A 17,821-nucleotide genomic window follows, 5' to 3' on the forward strand; every position below is an offset into this window, starting at 1 on the left:
CCCCCACGCTCGTGACGCCTCCGCAGCAGCCCGCGCCCGTGGCGCCTGCGCCGCCGCAGGCGCCGGCCGCCCCGGCGGCGCCCGTACGCCTCACCAAGGTCACGCTGACCAAGGAGGCGCCCTCGATCTCCCTCGCCAAGCAGGGCGGCAGCTCGGGCGCGATGCGGGTCAACCTCAACTGGCAGGTGCGCAAGCAGTTCAAGGGCTGGGGCGCCAAACTCGGCCGTGCCGTCGCGATGCACGCCGACCTCGACCTCGACCTGTGCGCGCTCTTCGAGCTCACGGACGGCCGCAAGGGCGTCGTCCAGGCCCTCGGCAACGCCTTCGGCGCCCTCCACCAGCCGCCGTTCATCCACCTCGACGGCGACGACCGCACCGGCGCCGTCGACACCGGTGAGAACCTCACCATCAACCTCGACCAGAAGCACCAACTGCGCCGCGTCCTGATCTTCGTGACCATCTACGAGGGCGCCCGCAGCTTCGCCGACCTGAACGCCACGGTGACACTCCAGCCGCAGCACGGCGCCCCCGTCGAGTTCCACCTCGACGAGTGCACCGTCCCGTCCAATGTCTGCGCGCTGGCCCTGATCACCAACCAGAACGGCGAACTGGTCGTCAACAGGGAGGCCCGCTACCTCGTCCCCGAGCGCGGTGTCAGCCCCCAGCGCACCGTCGACTACGCGTACGGCTGGGGCATGAACTGGACCCCGGGCCGCAAGTAGCGCTCACAGCACGGCAGTCACGGGTGGGGTGCCGCCCCGGCTCGTTCGGGGCGCGGATAGGTGCGTCCCTTCCAGGCGGCACCCCTGCCCCGGTAGTGCTGGACCGCGGAATCCACGGTCATCAGGAGATACAGCAGGGCTGTCCCCGGCAGCAGCGGTGCGAGCCATGGGGACAGCCGGTAGTAGCGCAGCATCGGCAGATACGTCAGCGTCATCACCAGCCAGGCGGTCCCGCCCAGAGCCGCCGCCATGGCGTCGCCGGACAGCAGCCCGGCCCACAGGGCCACCGGCGGCACCACGTACACCAGGACCAGACCCGCGATCGTGCCGAGCAGCAGCAGCGGGTTGTGCCGCAACTGGGCGTACGCACTGCGCGACACCATCCGCCACAGGTCGCCGAGGCGCGGATACGGCCGCACGCTGTCCACCCCGTCCGCGAGCCCCAGCCAGATCCGCCCACCACGGCGCTTGACCGTCCGGGCGAGCGCCACGTCGTCGATGACCGCCTGCCGGATCGCGGCGGGCACGTCGGCCCGTACCGCCGTGCCGGTGCGCAGCAGTACACAGCCGCCGGCCGCGGCCGCGGTACGCGCGCGTGGCCGGCGCACCCGGCGGAACGGGTAGAGCTGCGCGAAGAAGTACACGAACGCCGGGACCACCAGCCGTTCCCAGGCACTGGCCACCCGCAGCCGGGCCATCAGGGACACCAGGTCGTGGCCGCCGCCCTCCGCGGCCGCGACCAACTTCCGCAGGCTGTCCGGGGCGTGTGCGATGTCGGCGTCGGTGAGCAGCAGGAAATCGGGGCCGCTGTCCGTGGTCCCCGAACCGTCGTCCACGCGCGCGTGGACGCTGGTCTGCGATGCGCGGTGGTCGTCGTCCACGCGCGCGTGAGCCATTCCGTGGCGTACGGCCCAGAGCTTGCCCGTCCACCCGGCCGGAGGCTCGCCCGGCGTCGTCACCGTGAGCGGGAGGCCTCCGTGCGCCGCGGACAGTTCACGCGCGATCCGGCCCGTGCCGTCGGAGCTCCCGTCGTCCACGAGGACGATCTCGGCCCGCCCGGGATAGTCCTGGGCGAGCAACGACGGCAGGCTCGACGGCAGCACCGCCGCCTCGTCGCGAGCGGGCACCACGATCCGCACGGACGGCCACACCGAGGGCTCACGACCGGCCGGCAGGCGTACATCGGTGCGCCAGAAGAAGCCCTGGCCGAGCAGCAGCCAGAGCCAGGCGGCGAGCGAGGCCGATGCGGTCCATCCGAGGGCGCCCATGCCCCGGAGTGTGCCCCACGAGGCAGGCCCCGCAAGGCCGATCGACTATGGTGACCGGGTGAAGATCGCGCTCATCGACTCCGGAATCGGGCTTCTGCCGGCCGCCGCCGCGGTACGGCGTCTGCGACCGACGGCCGATCTCGTACTCTCCAGCGACCCCGACGGCATGCCCTGGGGACCCCGCACCGCCGAAGACCTCTCCGCGCGGGCGCTCGCCGCCGCGGAGGCGGCCGCGGCCCACGCGCCCGACGCTCTGATCGTCGCCTGCAACACGGCCTCCGTGCACGCGCTCACCGCTGTGCGCGCCCGACTGGAACCGCAGGTGCCGGTGATCGGCACGGTGCCCGCCATCAAACCGGCCGCGGCCGGCGGCGGCCCGGTGGCGATCTGGGCGACCCCCGCGACGACGGGCAGTGACTACCAGCGCGATCTCATCGGCCGGTTCGCGACGGGCGTGGACGTCACCGAGGTCGCCTGCCCCGGACTCGCGGACGCGGTCCAGCACGCCGACGAGGACGCCATCGACCGGGCGGTGGCCGACGCCGCCGCCCGCACCCCGCGCGACGTCCGGGCCGTGGTGCTCGGCTGCACGCACTACGAGCTGGTGGGGGAGCGCATCCGGCAGGCGGTCGCCGCCCGCGGCACCGGCCGGGGACCGCTCGTCCTGCACGCCTCGGCGGGAGCCGTCGCCGCCCAGCTGCTGCGCCGCACCGGGATCACCGCGGAGCCCGAGCCGGGCGCCCCGGGCAGCCTGACCGTGCTGCTCAGCGGCCGGGAAGCAGCGCTTCCGGAGGCGGCCCTGACCTACGCGGAGGGCAGGCTGCTGGCCGCGGTGAGCCCGGTCCGCTGAGACGCTTCCCCAGGAGGTGTCGCCCGGCCGATGACGCTCTGTGATCCGCTGCTTTCCCAGCGGATCACGAGTAGCCTGCAAGGCATGAGCGACCCCCACTCCGAGCGCGACGGGCACACGCCGCGGGACACCGCGGCACCCGGTGCCGAGCTCTGGTCCGGCCGCGCGACCAACCGCTACCAGTGGCTGCTCGCCACGGCCGGCGCGGCCTGCATGGCCCTCGGCATCCAGCTGGCCGTCGACTCCCCGTGGACCTCGGGCATCGCACCGCTTCTGATGTCCGTGGTGGGCTGCGTCGCCGCCGGACTCCTGATGCTCTACGGCACGCTGGCCTTCGTGCACGTGGCCGTGCGCATCGAGGAGGACTTCCTCGAGGTCCGCTGCGGACACATGGGACTGCCCCGCCGCCGGATCCTGCTCGAGCACGTCGTGGACGCCGACTTCGCGCCGCGGGTGACGCCGCGCCACTGGGGCGGCTGGGGCTATCGATGGCGCCCGGAGCGCGGCACGGCCGTGGTCGTACGCCGTGGTGAGGGACTGGTCCTCAGCCTCGGGGACGGCCGGAAGTTCACCGTGACCGTCGACGACGCGGAAGCCGCGGTGCGCGTGCTCAGGGACCGCCTGTCGGCCGGCGCGGGATCAGTGGCGGGCGCCTGAGCGTCCGGCACGGCACCGCGTCACAGCCGCACCGCGTCCCTGCCGTACGACCTCACTGAGGCAGCTGCCCCGGCCGTACCGAGGGATCCGTGCGCGGCGGCATGTCCTCGTGCAGGGGGCGGGCGGTCGAGAGCCCGACCAGCAGACCTGCGCCCGCCGTGACCGGGGTGAAGCTCAGCGCGTTGCCCACCGCGGCCACCGCCGCCAGAGCGGCCAGCGTCGCCCCGGCGGTCAGCACCAGCGGTGTCGTACGCGGCGACCGCGCGAGCGAGAGCAGGATCCAGCCGAAGGCGGCCGCGAGCAGTACCACCCCGACGACGCCCTGTTCGGCGGCCTGCTGGAGCGGTGCCGAATGCGGGCGGCCGTCCGAGTCGAGGGTCTGCCCGGCGGTCACGCTCAGTTCCCCGAAGCGCCCGGGCCCCGAACCGAGTACCGGATCCTCCTTGGCGAGATCGACCGCGTCCTGCCAGAGCAGTACCCGGTGCTGGGTGAGCGGACCCTCGAGGGAGACCGTCAGCTCGCGCGGCAGGACGTCCTCCGCCACTGCGAGGGACACCCCGGAGACCAGGGTGGTGGCCAGCGCGAGCCCGGCGAGCCCGACCACGCGGCGCCGCATCCTGGCCGCGGCGACCGACAGCATGACGATCCCGGCACAGGCGACGAGCGCCGCCGTGGAGCCGATCGCCGCGGCCGCCGCGGTGATCCCCATGGCGAGCAGCCGCAGCGAGGTGCGCACACCCGGCCGGTCCGTGGACCAGGCGCCGCAGCAGGCGGCACCGGTCGCGAGGATCAGCAGAGCCGCGGCGGCACCGGTGTGCCCGAGCGGTGACGTCGTGCCGGCGCCCGGCACGTCACTCGTGGCCACGGACACGGCAGCCATGATCACTCCGGCCACCGAGGCGCACACGAAGCCCGCAGCCGGCAGCAGAGCCCCGCAGATCCGGCCGCCCGCATGGCCCGCCGCCACGGCGAGCACCGCGAGCAGCACGCCCTCCGGCCGCCCGTCGCGCGCCGTCGCCGTGACCAGCGCCCAGACCGCGCACGCCGCGAGGACGACGACGCCCGTCGCGTCGGCCGCACTGCGGTGGTCCCGTGACCCCGGTCGGGCGGCTGTTCCAGCCATCCCGTCGTCCCCCCGTCCGCCCCTGAACTGTGACGGGCCCCGCGCAACCTGGCCGGAATCCGGCCCTGCGCTGGGACTGACGCACACGGTAACGGCTCGGACACCGGTTTGTGCAGGAGTTGCGCAGGAACGTTGCTGCTGAAGTGCGCACCGGGACGCTGTGCGCTCGGCGGGAAGCGCTGTGTGACCGTCGGCGGCTGCTCCGTCGAATCGCCGTACACTCCCGAACGTGACAGCCACCACGACCTCGACGAACGAGCCGGACCAGGCCGCCGAGACCCCGGCCCCCGCCTCGCGCGGCAGGCGCCTGATGCGCCGCCTGCTCACCCCGGCCGCGGCCGCGCTCAGTGGCGTGCTGCTCTACGTCAGCTTCCCGCCCCGCACCCTGGGGTGGCTCGCTCTGCCGGCCTTCGCCGGGCTCGCCTGGTGTCTGCGCGGGCGTGGCCTGAAGGCATCGCTCGGCCTCGGGTATCTCTTCGGGCTGGGGTTTCTGTTGCCGTTGCTGGTGTGGACGGGGGTGGAGCTCGGTCCCGCGCCGTGGCTCGCGCTCGTCGCCGCCGAGGCTCTTCTCGTCGCACTCACGGCGACGGGCATGGCGCTGGTCTCCCGGCTGCCGGCCTGGCCCCTGTGGGCGGCGGCGGTCTGGGTGGCGGGTGAGGCGGTACGCGCCCGCGTCCCGTTCAGCGGATTCCCCTGGGGGAAGGTGGCCTTCGGCCAGGCGGACGGCGCCTTTCTCCCCCTCGCCGCGCTCGGCGGTACCCCCGTGCTCGGCTTCGCCATCGTGCTGTGCGGGTTCGGCTTGTACGAGACAGCACGTGTCGTCCTTGTCCGGCGTCGTACCGGCACCCTGCCCCGTGCAGCGGGGGCCTTGGCTCTGACGGCCCTTGTCGTGCCCTTGGCCGCCGCCTTCGCGGCCCGCCCGCTGGTCACTGCGGAGGCGGAGAACGGCACCGCGACCGTGGCCGTCGTCCAGGGCAACGTGCCGAGGTCGGGCCTCGACTTCAACGCTCAGCGACAGGCCGTGCTCAACCACCATGTACGAGAGACCGAGCGGCTTGCCGCGCGGGTGAAGGCGGGCGAGGTGGACCAGCCCGAGTTCGTGCTCTGGCCGGAGAACTCCTCGGACATCGACCCCTTCCGCAACCCCGAGGCGGAGGACGCGATCGACCGCGCGGCGAAGGCTGTCGGCGCGCCGATCTCCATCGGCGGAGTCGTCCGGGCGGCGGACGGCCGGCTGCTCAATCAGCAGATCCTCTGGGACCCCGAGCGCGGCCCCGTGGACACGTACGACAAGCGGCAGATCCAGCCGTTCGGCGAGTACCTCCCGATGCGCGGGCTCGTCCGCGCGCTGAACTCCGACTGGTCGGACATGGCGGGCGACGACTTCAGCGCCGGCAGCACCCCCGGCGTCTTCACCATGGCCGGCACCAAGGTCGGCCTCGCCACCTGCTACGAGGCGGCCTTCGACTGGGCCGTACGGGACACCGTCACGCACGGCGCCCAGCTGATCTCCGTACCGAGCAACAACGCGACCTTCGACCGCAGCGAGATGACCTACCAGCAGCTGGCCATGTCGCGCGTCCGCGCCGTGGAGCACAGCCGCTCGGTGACCGTCCCGGTGACCAGCGGGGTGAGCGCGGTGATCAAGCCCGACGGCACCATCGCGCAGCGCACCACCTGGTTCACCGCGGACACCCTGGTCGACGAGGTGCCGCTGCGTACGTCGAAGACCCCGGCCACGAAGATGGGCCCGGCCCCCGAGTACGCCCTGCTCGCCGTCGCGCTGATCGGACTCGTATGGGCAGGCGCGGGCGCCGTGCGCAACAGGCGGGGCCACCCGGCTGGTTAGGGTCGGGGTATGGCAACCCCTGATTTCATTCGTGCCGTGCGGGAGACCGCCGGGCACCAGCTCCTCTCCCTGCCCGGCGTCACCGCGATCGTCTTCGACGACGAGGGCCGGGTGCTGCTCGGCCGGCGCAGCGACACCGGGCGGTGGGCGGTCATCGGCGGCATCCCCGAACCGGGCGAACAGCCGGCGGTCTGCGCGGTCCGTGAGGTCTACGAGGAGACGGCCGTACGGTGCGTCGTCGAGCGGGTGGTGCTGGTCGAGGCGCGTCCGCCGATCCAGTACGCCAACGGCGACATCTGCCAGTTCATGGACATCACCATGCGCTGCCGGGCCGTGGGCGGTGAGGCCCGGGTGAACGACGACGAGTCGCTGGAAGTGGGCTGGTTCAGGCTCGACGCGCTTCCGGAACTCGAGGACTTCGGGGTGTTCCGCATCAAGCAGGCGGCGAACGACGCACCCACCTGGTTCGCGCCGGGAGAGTAGCCGCCGCATCGGCGGACGTGCGGAATCGGGGCCCGGGCGGGCGAACGCCCGGGCCCCGATGGTGTGTCGGAGGCGCGTGGTAGCGTGACCGGGCCAGTCGAACTCATGCTCGTCCGCCCGCTGAACTGCGGCGATACGGACGATCACGGGTCAGGGAATCCGGTGCGAATCCGGAACTGACGCGCAGCGGTGAGGGCGACGGGAGCGGCATCGGCCACTGGACACGCAGCGCGTTCGGGAAGGCGCCGCGCCCCGGACGACCCCGAGTCCGAAGACCTGCTGGCACCCTCCGTGGGCTCCGGCCGCGGAGGATCCCGTACGACCGGGCTCCGCGTATGAGCCCTCGACACCGAGGATGTTCCGTGCCGTCCGCACCCGTCTCACGCCGCGCCCCGCTGCGTCTCCGGCGTCTTCTCACGCCCGCCCTGGTGGGCGTTCTCCTCCTCACCGGCTGCGGCCGCGACGACGACGGGGGAGACGGCCGGGCGGGCGGATCCGCGCCCGACGGCTTCCCGGTGACGCTCGACAACTGCGGCGAGAAGGTCACCGTGGAGACCCCGCCGCAGCGGGCCGTGGCCCTCGACCAGGGCGCGGCCGAGATCATGCTCTCGCTCGGCCTCGCGGACCGGATGGCCGGCACCGGCACCTGGACCGACCCCGTGATGAAGGGGCTCGAGAAAGAGAACGCGAAGGTCGAGCGCCTCGCCGACCAGTACCCGTCGGCGGAGAAGGTGCTCGACACGGAGCCCGACTTCGTGGCCGCGTCGTTCTCCGCGACCCTCAGCAAGGGCGGGGTCGCGCCGCGGGGACAGTTCTCGGACCTCGGCGTGCCCAGCTATCTGTCGCCCTCCGACTGCGTCGGCAAGGACAACAGCGGCGACGGTGACGGGTCGCGCACCAAGACCCTGACCATGAAGCCCGTCTACGAGGAAGTGCGCGAGCTCGCCCGGGTGTTCGGCGTCCCGGCGCGCGGCGAGAAGCTGGTGGACGAACTCCGGTCGAGGGTCGACAAGGCCACCGAGGGACTCGATGCCTCCGGCGTCGGCCTGCTCTACTGGTTCGCCAATTCGGATGCGCCCTATATGGCGGGCTGCTGCGGAGCACCCGGCGTCATGACCCGGGAACTCGGGGCGGAGAACGTCTTCGACGACACCCGCGACGAATGGCCTCAGATCAACTGGGAGACCGTGGCCGAGCGCGACCCGGACGTCCTGGTCATCGGCGACCTGACCCGCAAGTCGCAGACCGCCGAGTCCGCCGAGCGCAAGATCGCCTTCCTCGAGTCCCACCCCGTCACCGAGAAGCTGACGGCCGTACGGAAGAAGCGCTACGTACTGCTGAGCGGCCAGGCCATGAATCCCACGATCCGAACCGTCGAGGGAGTGGAGCAAGTGGCGGCGAAGCTGCGCGAGTTCGGGCTCGCTGAGTGAGCACGGACACGCACACCCGCGGACCGGACGGCGCTGCGCAGGCGGTCGTCGAACTCGACCGTGCGGCCCGAGTCCGCGGCGTGACCGGAAGCCTGCTCGCCTGGGCCGGCGGCCTCGCGCTCCTTGCTCTGTCCATGGCACTGGCCATCGTGATCGGCACCGCCCGGATCGGTGTCGCCGACGTCTGGTCCGTGGTGCTCGCCCATCTCGGCTGGGGCGAGACGGAGTTGAGCCCTGTCCGGGAGGGCATCGTGTGGGAGCTGCGGCTGCCGCGCACCGTGCTCGCCGCGGTCTGCGGGGCGGGTCTCGCCGTGTGCGGCGCCGTGCTGCAGTCGCTGCTGCGCAATCCGCTGGCCGACCCGTTCGTGCTCGGCGTCTCCTCCGGAGCGTCGACCGGGGCGGTCACCGTCGTCGTGCTCGGCGCGGGCGGTGGTGCCCTCTCGCTGTCCGGCGGGGCCTTCGCCGGAGCCGCCCTGTCCTTCGCCGCGGTCCTGGTGCTCAGCCAGCTGCTCGGCGGCTCGACCGACCGTGTGGTGCTCTCCGGCGTGGCGGTGATGCAGCTGTTCTCCGCGCTGACCTCGGTGATCGTACTGACCGCTGCGGACGCCGAGACCACCCGCGGCGTGCTGTTCTGGCTGCTCGGCTCCCTCAACGGGGCGAGCTGGACCGATGCCGGGGCCTGCCTCGCCGTACTGGCCGCGGTCCTGCTGCTCTGCCTCGGACATGCGCGCACCCTGGACGCCTTCGCCTTCGGGCAGGATGCCGCGGCGGCGCTCGGGGTGCGGGTCGCGCGCACCAGAGTGGTGCTGCTCTGCGGGACCGCCCTGCTGACCGCCGCGATGGTCAGCGCGGCCGGTGCGATCGGCTTCGTCGGCCTTGTACTGCCGCATGCGGCAAGGGCGTTGGTGGGTGCCGGTCACATCCGGCTGCTGCCGGTCGCCGCGCTCGCCGGTGCCGTGTTCCTGGTGTGGGTGGACGCGCTCGCCCGCACCGTGCTCGACGGGCAGGAGATCCCGGTGGGCGTGGTCACCTCGCTCATCGGCGTACCGGCCTTCGTCCTGATCCTCTTCCGCACCCGGGGAGTCCGGCGATGAACAAGTCCCCCGCATCGGCGCCCACCCGTGAGGGCCTGCGCGGCGACCGCCTCACCCGGCGCACCGACGGCCGCCTCATCCTCGACGGAGTCGGCCTGCGGCCCGTGCCCGGCGGCATCACCGGCCTCATCGGTCCCAACGGCTCCGGCAAGACCACCCTGCTCCGACTGCTCTCCGGGGTGCTGCCGGCAACCTCGGGCGTGGTCACTCTCGACGGCGAACCACTCACCGCGATCAAGCGCCGCGAGATCGCCCGACGCGTGGCCGTCGTCGAGCAACAGGCCGACACCCAGGTCGAGTTGACGGCCACCGACGTGGTGCGACTCGGCCGGGTGCCGCACCGGCGGGTCTGGGCGCCGCCCACTGCACGGGACGAGGAAGCCGTGCGCGAGGCCCTGGCCCGCACCCGGCTCTCCGACCGCGCGCATCAGCCCTGGCACACCCTTTCCGGCGGCGAGCGACAGCGCGTCCAGATCGCCCGCGCGCTCGCCCAGCAGCCCGGCGAGCTCCTCCTCGACGAGCCCACCAACCACCTCGACATCCAGCACCAGCTCGAACTCCTCGACCTGCTCACCGGTCTCGGCCCCACCACGTACATCGCACTGCACGACCTGAACCTGGCGGCCGCGTACTGCGACCGTGTCGTGGTCCTGGACCAGGGCCGAGTGGTGACGGCCGGGCCGCCCGGCGAGGTCCTCACCGAGCAACTGATCGCCGACGTCTACGGCGTACGGGCCACCGTCCACCCGGCGACCGCCGCGGACCCACGCCCGTACATCCGCTTCCTGGGCACGCTCGGCGCCACCCGCTGAGCCGACCGGCCCCGACGGCCGCGACCGCCCGCCTCACCTGCGCCCTTGCGACCCCGTCGCATAGGCTCTGACCACCATGACGAGCGATTCCCGGGTCCCGCCGACGAAGGCCGACAAGGCCACGGTCCGACGGCACAACCTCAGTCTGGTGCTGCGCACCGTCCACGACGAGGGCGAGGCGACCAGGGCGGGCGTCGCCGCCCGTGTCGGCCTGACCAGGGCCGCGGTGTCCTCGCTCGTCGAGCAGCTCCTGGACGAGGGGTTCCTGACGGAGCGGGGCAAGACCTTCAGCGGCCAGGCCGGCCGGCCCGGCACCGCCCTCAAGGTGGCGCGCACCGGCCCGGCGGGACTCGGCGTCGAGATCAACGTCGACCATGTGACGGCCTGCGTGGTCGACCTCGCAGGCACCGACCGGGTCCGCCTCGTCGAGCGGATGGACAACCGCGGCACACCACCCGCCGAGGTGATCGCACAGGCCGCCCGGATCGCCGCCCGGGTGATCGCCTCCGCACAGGAACAGGAACTGCGCCCGGTCGCCGCCCAACTCGCCCTGCCCGCGCTGGTGTCGGGCGGAACGGTCCGTCAGGCACCCAACCTCGGCTGGAACCGGGTGGCCGTGGAAGGGCTCTTCGCCCAGTCCCTGTCCGCTCTCGACCCCGCCGCCCGGCCCCTGCCCGTCAGCGCGGACAACGAGGCCAATCTCGCGGCCCTCGCCGAACTCTGGTTCGGCAACGGCGGGCGGCGGCCGGACACCTTTCTCTATCTGACGGGCGAGATCGGCGTCGGCGGTGCGCTGGTCCTGGACGGCCGGCTGCTCCGCGGGGCCCATGGTTTCGCCGGCGAGATCGGCCATGTGGTGGTGGACCCGGACGGCCCCGAATGCCGCTGCGGGGCGCGCGGTTGCCTGGAACAGTACGCCGGCCAGCGCGCCCTGCTGTCCGCCGCAGGCCTCGACGCCGACAGCGGCATGCCCGGGCTCGCCGAGCTGGAGCGCCGGGCGCGCTCCGGCGAGGCCGCCGCGGTCGCCGCGCTGGAGGAGGCGGGCCGCAGGCTGGGCGTGGTGCTGTCCGGCGCCGTGAACCTCTTCGACCCCGGGGCGGTGATGCTCGGCGGGATCTACCCGCCGCTGGTGCCCTGGCTCGGGCCCGCCGCGGACCGGGAGTTGACCCGCCGGGTGGTCTCGGGCCTGTGGACCGAGGGCAGCGGGCGGCTGCGGGCCTCCTCCTCGTCCGGGGACGCGGCGAGGGGCGCAGCCGCCCATGTGGTACGCGGCGTACTGGCCGATCCGGCCGGGTACGCGGGGACCGGAGCCGGCTGAGCCCCGCAGGGACGGTCCGCCGTCCGTTCAGCCGCGTACGCCCAGGAGGTGGTCCATGGCGAGTTGGTCGAGGTGCTCGAAGGCCATGGAGCGGGCGGCGGCGGTGTCGGGGTCGAAGGTGTCGTAGGCCGTGGGGTCGTCGAGGAGGCCGGTGAGTCCGTCCTCGGCGGTGGGCCGGGCCAGTTGGTCGAGGCGGGCGGCGGTGAGGGACTCCTGGACGTCGGGGTCGGCGCGGAAGGCGGCGGCGCGTTCCTTGAGGATGAGGTAGTTGCGCATGCAGCCGGCGGCCGACGCCCATACTCCGTCGAAGCCCTCGGTGCGGGGCGGTTTGAAGTCGAAGTGGCGCGGCCCCCGGTAGCCGTCGGCGCTCTCGAGGAGGTCGACGAGCCAGAACGCGGCACGCAGGTCGCCGGCGCCGAAGCGGAGGTCCTGGTCGTATTTGATGCCGGTCTGGCCGTTGAGGTCGATGTGGAAGAGCTTGCCGGCCCAGAGGGCCTGGGCGATGCCGTGCGGGAAGTTGAGTCCGGCCATCTGTTCGTGGCCGGTCTCGGGGTTCACGCCGAACAGGGCGGGCCGCTCGAGGCGTTCGATGAACGCGAGGGCGTGACCGATGGTGGGCAGCAGGATGTCGCCGCGCGGCTCGTTGGGCTTGGGCTCGATGGCGAAGCGCAGGTCGTAGCCCTGCTCCGTGACGTACTCGGCGAGCAGGTCGAAGGCTTCCTTCATGCGGTCGAGGGCGAGACGTACGTCCTTGGCGGCGCCGGACTCGGCGCCTTCCCTGCCGCCCCAGGCCACATAGGTGTGGGCGCCGAGTTCCGCGGCGAGGTCGATGTTGCGGATGGTCTTGCGCAGCGCGAAGCGGCGTACGTCGCGGTCGTTCGCGGTGAAGCCGCCGTCCTTGAAGACCGGGTGCGTGAACAGGTTCGTGGTCGCCATCGGCACCTGCATCCCGGTCGCGTCCAGCGCGGCACGGAAGCGCTTCACCAGCCGGGCCCGCTCGCCCTCGGACGCCCCGAACGGGATCAGATCGTCGTCGTGGAAGGTGACTCCGTACGCCCCCAGCTCAGAGAGCCGCTGCACCGATTCCACCGGGTCGAGGACCGGCCGCGTCGCCTCACCGAACGGATCCCGGCCCTGCCAACCGACCGTCCACAGACCGAAACTGAACTTGTCCTCACGCGTGGGTGTGAAGCGATCCGTCATCGCGCGGCCTCCCGTCGCTCGTTTGTTTTGTCACATGACTAATACGGGATACCGGCGTTTCGCGCTAGCCCGTGGGGTGTGAAGTCGCGCATTGCCGGGCAAGGTCAGTGGTCCTGTCGTCCAAGATTTGTTTTGTGTACGATCAAAACTAATCCTGCAGGAAGCGAGGCCACCGATGTCCCCGAGCAGCGTCGTCATCGGCGTGGACAGCTCCACCCAGTCGACCAAAGCGGCCGTCGTCGACGCCGCCGCCGGACGGCTCCTCGCGGTCGGCCGCGCCCCGCACGAGGTCACCGGCACCGAGGGAGCACGGGAGACCGACCCCGAGACCTGGTGGTCCGCACTGCGCGACGCGCTCGCCGCCGCACTGAAGGAGGCGGACGTCCCCGCCGCCGCGGTCACCGGCATCGCCGTCGCGGGCCAGCAGCACGGGCTCGTGGTCCTGGACTCCAGGGGCCGCCCGCTGCGCCGCGCCCTGCTGTGGAACGACACCCGCTCCGCACCGCAGGCCGCCGAACTCACCGAGCGCCTCGGCGGACCACGAGCCTGGACCGCACGCACCGGATCCGTCCCGGTGCCGTCCATGACCGCCACCAAATGGCAGTGGCTGCGCGCCCACGACCCCGACACCGTCCGCGCCGCTGCCGCCGTCCGCCTCCCGCACGACTTCCTCACCGAGCGGCTCTGCGGCACCGCGGTCACCGACCCCGGGGATGCCTCGGGCACCTGCTGGTACTCCACCGCCACCGGCTCGTACGACGACGAACTGCTCGCCCTGCTCGACCTGCCCGCCCGGCTGCTCCCCGCCGTGGCGCCGACCGGAGGCACCCGGGTGGGCAGCCTGACTCCCGCTGCCGCGGCGGAACTCGGCCTGCACGAGGGCGTCGCGGTCGCCGCGGGCACCGGAGACAACATGGCCGCGGCGATCGGCCTCGGTCTCGGCCGCGAGGGCCTCCTGGACCACGCGGCCCTCAGCCTCGGCACCTCCGGCACCGTCTTCGCCGCCGGACTGCGCCGCCCCGACGATCCGTCGCTGGCCGGATTCGCCGCCGCCGACGGTACGTACCTGCCGCTCGCCTGCACCCTCAACTGCACGCTCGCTGTCGACCGCATCGCCACTCTGCTCGGGCTCGACCGCGACGACGCGGCGCCCGGCGGCGAGACCGTCCTGCTGCCCTACCTCGACGGCGAACGCACCCCCGATCTGCCGCATGCCGGGGGCCTGCTGACCGGCCTGCGGCACGCCACCACGCCGCAGCAGCTGCTCGGCGCCGCCTACGAAGGCGCGGCCTTCACCGCACTGCGTGCACTCGACGCGGTACTCGAGGCCTGCGGCCCGGACGCGGCGGCCCCGACTGCCGCCGACCGTCCGCTGCGGCTCGTCGGCGGCGGTGCACGCGGCCGCACCTGGATCGAGACCGTGCGCAGACTGTCCGGCCGGCCGGTGGTCCTTCCCGAGTCCGGTGAATTGGTCGCACTCGGAGCGGCCGCGCTCGCCCTCGGCGCCGCCACCGGCGCGGAACCGGTCGCGGCCGCCGCCCGCTGGTCGGCCGCACTTGGGCCGCTGCTGCCCGCGCTGCCCCGCGACACCGAGACATGGGACCGGCTGGAAGGCGTCCTCGCATCCGCCACGCCCGCACTGCTCGGCTGAACGGTATGCACGGCCGCCCTGCTCGGACTCGACCGCCCGGGCCGGCCCAACGGCCGTGCTCAGCGCACCGGTTCACGCCCCGGGCACCGCTCCACCGCGTTCCCCGGTCGATGCCGTCGCCACCGGGCGGCGCGGACCCGCGGTCCCGCACCCGGCACCGGTACGACCACAGGCCCGCCCCGGTGGCCGACGGGCGGCGGAAGCCCGGAGCCGAACGAGCGCGGCGAGCCGAATGAGCGCGGCGTCCGGCCCGCGCCGGTGATCGTATGCTGGCCGCGATGTTCTCGCCCCAAGGTCCCAGCCTCCGCGAACTCGCGGTGCAGGCACTGTCGTCCGTGCAGCACGGATACGACCTGCTCGCCCCGAAGTTCGACCGCACGCCGTTCCGCACGCCGGGAGACGTGCTCGGTCCGGTCACTCGGGTCCTGCGCACGCTCGGCCCCTTCGGTACGGGCCTCGACCTGTGCTGCGGCACCGGCGCGGGCCTCGGCGTACTCGGCGAGGTCTGCCGCGACCGGGCCGTCGGAGTCGACTTCAGCGCCGGCATGCTCGCCGAGGGACGGCAGGCTCACCGCCCCGCCCCCGGAGAGACACCTCCCGACTGGGTGCGCGGCGACGCGCTCGCCCTGCCGTTCGGACCCGTCTTCGATCTCGCCGTGAGCTTCGGGGCGTTCGGCCATTTCCTGCCCGCCCAGCGGCCCCGCCTCTTCGCGCAGGTGCACGGGGTGCTGCGGCCCGGCGGAAGCTTCGCCTTCCCGCTGGTCGCACCCGCACGGCCGGGCAGCCGCGGCCACCTCGCGATGCTCGGATTCGACGCCGCCATGCGCGTGCGGAACATCGTGTGGCGCCCGCCGTTCGTCATGTACTACCGCGGCTTCCGGCTCACCGATGTGCGGGCCGAACTCGCCCGGACCGGCTTCGACGTCTCGCTGTACGCCCTGGAGGAGCTCGGCCGCAGGCCGGACGGCAGTCCGCGCTGCAGACTCCTGGTCGCCACCCGCCGCTGACGCGACGCCGTCCGCGGGCGCCGGGAATACCGGGCCCGTGCTCTTCCTTGCACCGTGCGGCGGCCGCTCCGGCCGGCCGCCCGGCCCCGGCAGCCGCTCCGGGACGCCGTCCGGCCCGACAAGGAGCACGATGCACGCCCCGAGCGCCCCGCACCACGACCCGGCCCGTGCAGGCGGTACGAGCACGGGCCCGGCGCCCGCCGCCGCGAACGCCTTGGGCAATCCCGCGTACGCGGCGCTCACCGGCCCGCACGCGCATTTCGCCGAGCGCCGCGGCAGGGCACTGCGCTATCCGCCGGAGGTCAGCGGATGGGCCGCGCTGCCCGACGACCCCGGCCCCGCCGACTGGGCGGACCTGGCCGAGCTGATCGGCCCCGGCGGGGAGACCGCCTTCGCGGTGGCGGACCACGCGATCCCGGACGGCTGGGAGGAGGTCTTCCGGATCGACGGCGTCCAGCTCGTCGGCGAGGACGTGCCGGGCGAGACGTACGAGGAGGCCGTCGAGCTGGGCCCCGACGACGTGCCGGAGATGCTGGACCTGGTGGCGGCCACCCGCCCCGGACCGTTCTTCGCGCGGACGGTGGAGCTCGGCAGGTACCTGGGGATCCGCCGGGACGGCGCACTCGTCGCGATGGCGGGGGAGCGGATGCGGCCGACGGGCTACACGGAGATCAGCGCCGTCTGCACCGACCCCGCGTACCGCGGCCAGGGCCTGGCCGCCCGCCTGGTCGACGCGGTGGCGGCCGGCGTACGGGACCGGGGCGAGATCCCGCTGCTGCACGCGGCGGCGAGCAATGTGGGCGCGATCCGGGTCTACGAGCGCCTGGGCTTCCGGCTGACCGCCAAGACGCCGTTCTGGGCGGTCCGGGCGCCCGGCGCCTGAGCAGCGATCCGGGTGCCGGGATTGTATGTCCCCGGCACCCGGAGGCTCTCGGTGACCGGAGGCGGGACCGCCGACGACACAATCCGCAGAGCGTGGTTCCGCTCGGGCTCGTCGTGCGGATCAGCGTGCGTCGGGCCGCTGGATCAGTGTGGGGTCGCCGCCTGGCATGCTCCCCTCAGCCTGCGGCCGGGGGAGGCGCGACCTGATTCACGCCTGTCCACACGACAAGCCCGGGAAGCACGCCCGTTGACAGTGACCGGCTGCCGGCGGCGCCGAGGTGACCCCGACGCCACGGGGCATCCCTTGGCCGAAGGACCCGCTGGCGGCCGGGACGATCACGCCGCCCGCTCTGACGGACGCGGCGTGATCCGGGCGACGGGGCGACAGGACGACGGGGCCACGCTGTGTGTGTCAGTCCGCCTTGCGGTAGTCGTACGCTTCACGCGCCGCGGCCTCGACCGCGTCGAGGTCCGCGCCCGTGGAGGCCGTGACGACCGCGGCCACCGCGCCCTCCACGAGCGGGGCGTCCACCAGGCGTGTGCCGTCCGGGAGTTCGTCCCCCTCGGCGAGCAGCGCCTTCACCGTGAGGACCGCGCTGCCGAGGTCGACCAGGACCGCCACGCCCGCGCCGCCGTCCACCGCACGCGCCGCGGAGGTGATCAACTCCGAACTGGTGCCGAGCCCGCCGTCCTCGGTGCCGCCGGCGGGCGCCACGGGAGCCGTCGCCGTACCGCCGGCGAGTCCGACGGCCAGCTCGGCGACCGAGCCGGCCACCGGCCCACTGTGCGAGACCAGCACGATGCCCACCGTGCCGGGCACGGCCCGGGTCTCCCCGCTCGCCTCACTCATGGTCACCACCGGACGCACTCCCGCCCGCCGCCTCGGCGAGCGCGGTGACGATCAGCGCGGACGAGGTCGCGCCCGGATCCTGGTGCCCGATGCTGCGCTCGCCGAGGTAACTCGCCCTGCCCTTGCGCGCCTGCAGCGGCACCGTGGACTCGGCGCCCTTCTCGGCGGCAGCGGCCGCGGCCGTGAAGGACTCGGCGAGCGCGTCCACGGCCGGGACGAGCGCGTCCAGCATCGTCTTGTCGCCCACCGCCGCGCCGCCCAGGCGACCGACCGCCTCCACGCTCTCCTTCAGGGCGTCCGCGAAGTCCTGCTCCGACACCTCCGCCGCCTCGCCGAGCGCCTTGCCGGTGCGCCGCAGCAGCGTCCCGTACAGCGGCCCCGAAGCTCCGCCCACCGTGGAGATCAACTGCCGTCCGGCCAGGACGAGTACGGCTCCCGGAGTCGCGGGTGCCTCCTGGTCCAGGGTCGTCACCACCGCCGCGAAGCCACGCTGCAGATTGCTGCCGTGGTCCGCGTCTCCGATGGGCGAGTCGAGCTCCGTGAGCCGCTCCGCCTCACGGTCCACGGCGGCCGCCGCGGCGGTGAGCCAGCGGCGGAAGAATCCGGCGTCGAGCACGAGTCC

General features: G+C 73.4%; 17 protein-coding genes and 1 riboswitch. Of the genes, 12 read left to right on the plus strand and 5 right to left on the minus strand.

What is annotated here, in order from left to right:
* Positions 1-722 (plus strand): TerD family protein (locus DY218_RS33305; RefSeq protein WP_456341182.1); only part of this gene is annotated, 722 nt, incomplete at its 5' end.
* Positions 723-739: 17 nt separating this feature from the next.
* On the opposite strand, the gene DY218_RS33310 is transcribed toward DY218_RS33305, so the two are convergent.
* Positions 740-1,990, minus strand: a complete 1,251-nt coding sequence (locus DY218_RS33310) for a glycosyltransferase (RefSeq protein WP_128559928.1) — start codon at positions 1,988-1,990, stop codon at positions 740-742.
* Here DY218_RS33310 and DY218_RS33315 point away from each other — a divergent pair.
* Positions 1,989-2,840 (plus strand): glutamate racemase, encoded by an 852-nt coding sequence (locus DY218_RS33315; RefSeq protein ID WP_128559929.1) that lies wholly within the window; start codon positions 1,989-1,991, stop codon positions 2,838-2,840. The genes DY218_RS33310 and DY218_RS33315 overlap by 2 nt on opposite strands.
* An 84-nt stretch (positions 2,841-2,924) precedes the next feature.
* On the plus strand, positions 2,925-3,497 hold the full coding sequence (locus DY218_RS33320; protein WP_233522033.1) for a hypothetical protein: 573 nt from the start codon (positions 2,925-2,927) through the stop codon (positions 3,495-3,497).
* 52 nt (positions 3,498-3,549) lie between these two features.
* Here DY218_RS33320 and DY218_RS33325 read toward each other — a convergent pair whose 3' ends face one another.
* Complete coding sequence (locus DY218_RS33325; RefSeq protein ID WP_128559931.1) at positions 3,550-4,620, minus strand: O-antigen ligase family protein; 1,071 nt, start codon at positions 4,618-4,620, stop codon at positions 3,550-3,552.
* 229 nt (positions 4,621-4,849) lie between these two features.
* On the opposite strand from DY218_RS33325, the gene lnt reads away from it, so the two are divergent.
* The 6 genes from lnt (at position 4,850) to DY218_RS33355 (ending at position 11,606) form a co-directional block, all read left to right on the plus strand.
* Positions 4,850-6,469, plus strand: coding sequence for an apolipoprotein N-acyltransferase (gene lnt, locus DY218_RS33330; protein WP_233522034.1), 1,620 nt, complete (start codon positions 4,850-4,852; stop codon positions 6,467-6,469).
* A gap of 9 nt (positions 6,470-6,478) precedes the next feature.
* The gene (locus DY218_RS33335) at positions 6,479-6,952 is read left to right on the plus strand and encodes an NUDIX hydrolase (RefSeq protein WP_128559932.1); all 474 of its coding nucleotides are present in this window, start codon (positions 6,479-6,481) and stop codon (positions 6,950-6,952) included.
* Positions 6,953-7,104: 152 nt separating this feature from the next.
* A riboswitch (cobalamin riboswitch) is annotated at positions 7,105-7,230 on the plus strand.
* Positions 7,231-7,287: 57 nt separating this feature from the next.
* Positions 7,288-8,382: an ABC transporter substrate-binding protein gene (locus DY218_RS33340; protein ID WP_128559933.1), complete on the plus strand. Its 1,095-nt coding sequence runs from the start codon at positions 7,288-7,290 to the stop codon at positions 8,380-8,382.
* Between the two features lie 134 nt (positions 8,383-8,516).
* Positions 8,517-9,476 (plus strand): FecCD family ABC transporter permease, encoded by a 960-nt coding sequence (locus DY218_RS33345; protein WP_128560059.1) that lies wholly within the window; start codon positions 8,517-8,519, stop codon positions 9,474-9,476.
* Positions 9,473-10,288 (plus strand): ABC transporter ATP-binding protein, encoded by an 816-nt coding sequence (locus tag DY218_RS33350; protein WP_128559934.1) that lies wholly within the window; start codon positions 9,473-9,475, stop codon positions 10,286-10,288. The genes DY218_RS33345 and DY218_RS33350 overlap by 4 nt, the downstream gene beginning before the upstream one ends.
* 76 nt (positions 10,289-10,364) lie before the next feature.
* Positions 10,365-11,606: an ROK family transcriptional regulator gene (locus tag DY218_RS33355; RefSeq protein WP_128559935.1), complete on the plus strand. Its 1,242-nt coding sequence runs from the start codon at positions 10,365-10,367 to the stop codon at positions 11,604-11,606.
* 27 nt (positions 11,607-11,633) lie between these two features.
* Here DY218_RS33355 and xylA read toward each other — a convergent pair whose 3' ends face one another.
* Positions 11,634-12,809: a xylose isomerase gene (gene xylA, locus DY218_RS33360; protein WP_128559936.1), complete on the minus strand. Its 1,176-nt coding sequence runs from the start codon at positions 12,807-12,809 to the stop codon at positions 11,634-11,636.
* Between the two features lie 175 nt (positions 12,810-12,984).
* On the opposite strand from xylA, the gene xylB reads away from it, so the two are divergent.
* The 3 genes from xylB (at position 12,985) to DY218_RS33375 (ending at position 16,350) form a co-directional block, all read left to right on the plus strand.
* On the plus strand, positions 12,985-14,460 hold the full coding sequence (xylB, locus tag DY218_RS33365; protein ID WP_128559937.1) for a xylulokinase: 1,476 nt from the start codon (positions 12,985-12,987) through the stop codon (positions 14,458-14,460).
* A 278-nt stretch (positions 14,461-14,738) separates the two neighbouring features.
* Entirely contained in the window at positions 14,739-15,467 is a 729-nt protein-coding gene (locus DY218_RS33370; RefSeq protein WP_128559938.1) for a class I SAM-dependent methyltransferase, read from the plus strand.
* Positions 15,468-15,597: 130 nt separating this feature from the next.
* Positions 15,598-16,350 carry a GNAT family N-acetyltransferase gene (locus DY218_RS33375; RefSeq protein ID WP_128559939.1) on the plus strand — a complete coding sequence of 251 codons (753 nt, stop codon included), beginning with the start codon at positions 15,598-15,600 and terminating at the stop codon, positions 16,348-16,350.
* 411 nt (positions 16,351-16,761) lie between these two features.
* Here DY218_RS33375 and DY218_RS33380 read toward each other — a convergent pair whose 3' ends face one another.
* Both DY218_RS33380 and dhaL read right to left on the minus strand, forming a co-directional pair.
* A complete protein-coding gene (locus tag DY218_RS33380; protein WP_128559940.1) occupies positions 16,762-17,199 on the minus strand; it encodes a PTS-dependent dihydroxyacetone kinase phosphotransferase subunit DhaM in 438 nt (145 codons plus the stop codon).
* Positions 17,192-17,815 carry a dihydroxyacetone kinase subunit DhaL gene (dhaL, locus tag DY218_RS33385; protein WP_128559941.1) on the minus strand — a complete coding sequence of 208 codons (624 nt, stop codon included), beginning with the start codon at positions 17,813-17,815 and terminating at the stop codon, positions 17,192-17,194. The genes DY218_RS33380 and dhaL overlap by 8 nt, the downstream gene beginning before the upstream one ends.
* Positions 17,816-17,821: the final 6 nt, after the last annotated feature.

Origin of the sequence: Streptomyces triticagri, assembly GCF_003429565.1 — a bacterium.
In the GTDB taxonomy this organism is placed as follows: domain Bacteria; phylum Actinomycetota; class Actinomycetes; order Streptomycetales; family Streptomycetaceae; genus Streptomyces; species Streptomyces triticagri.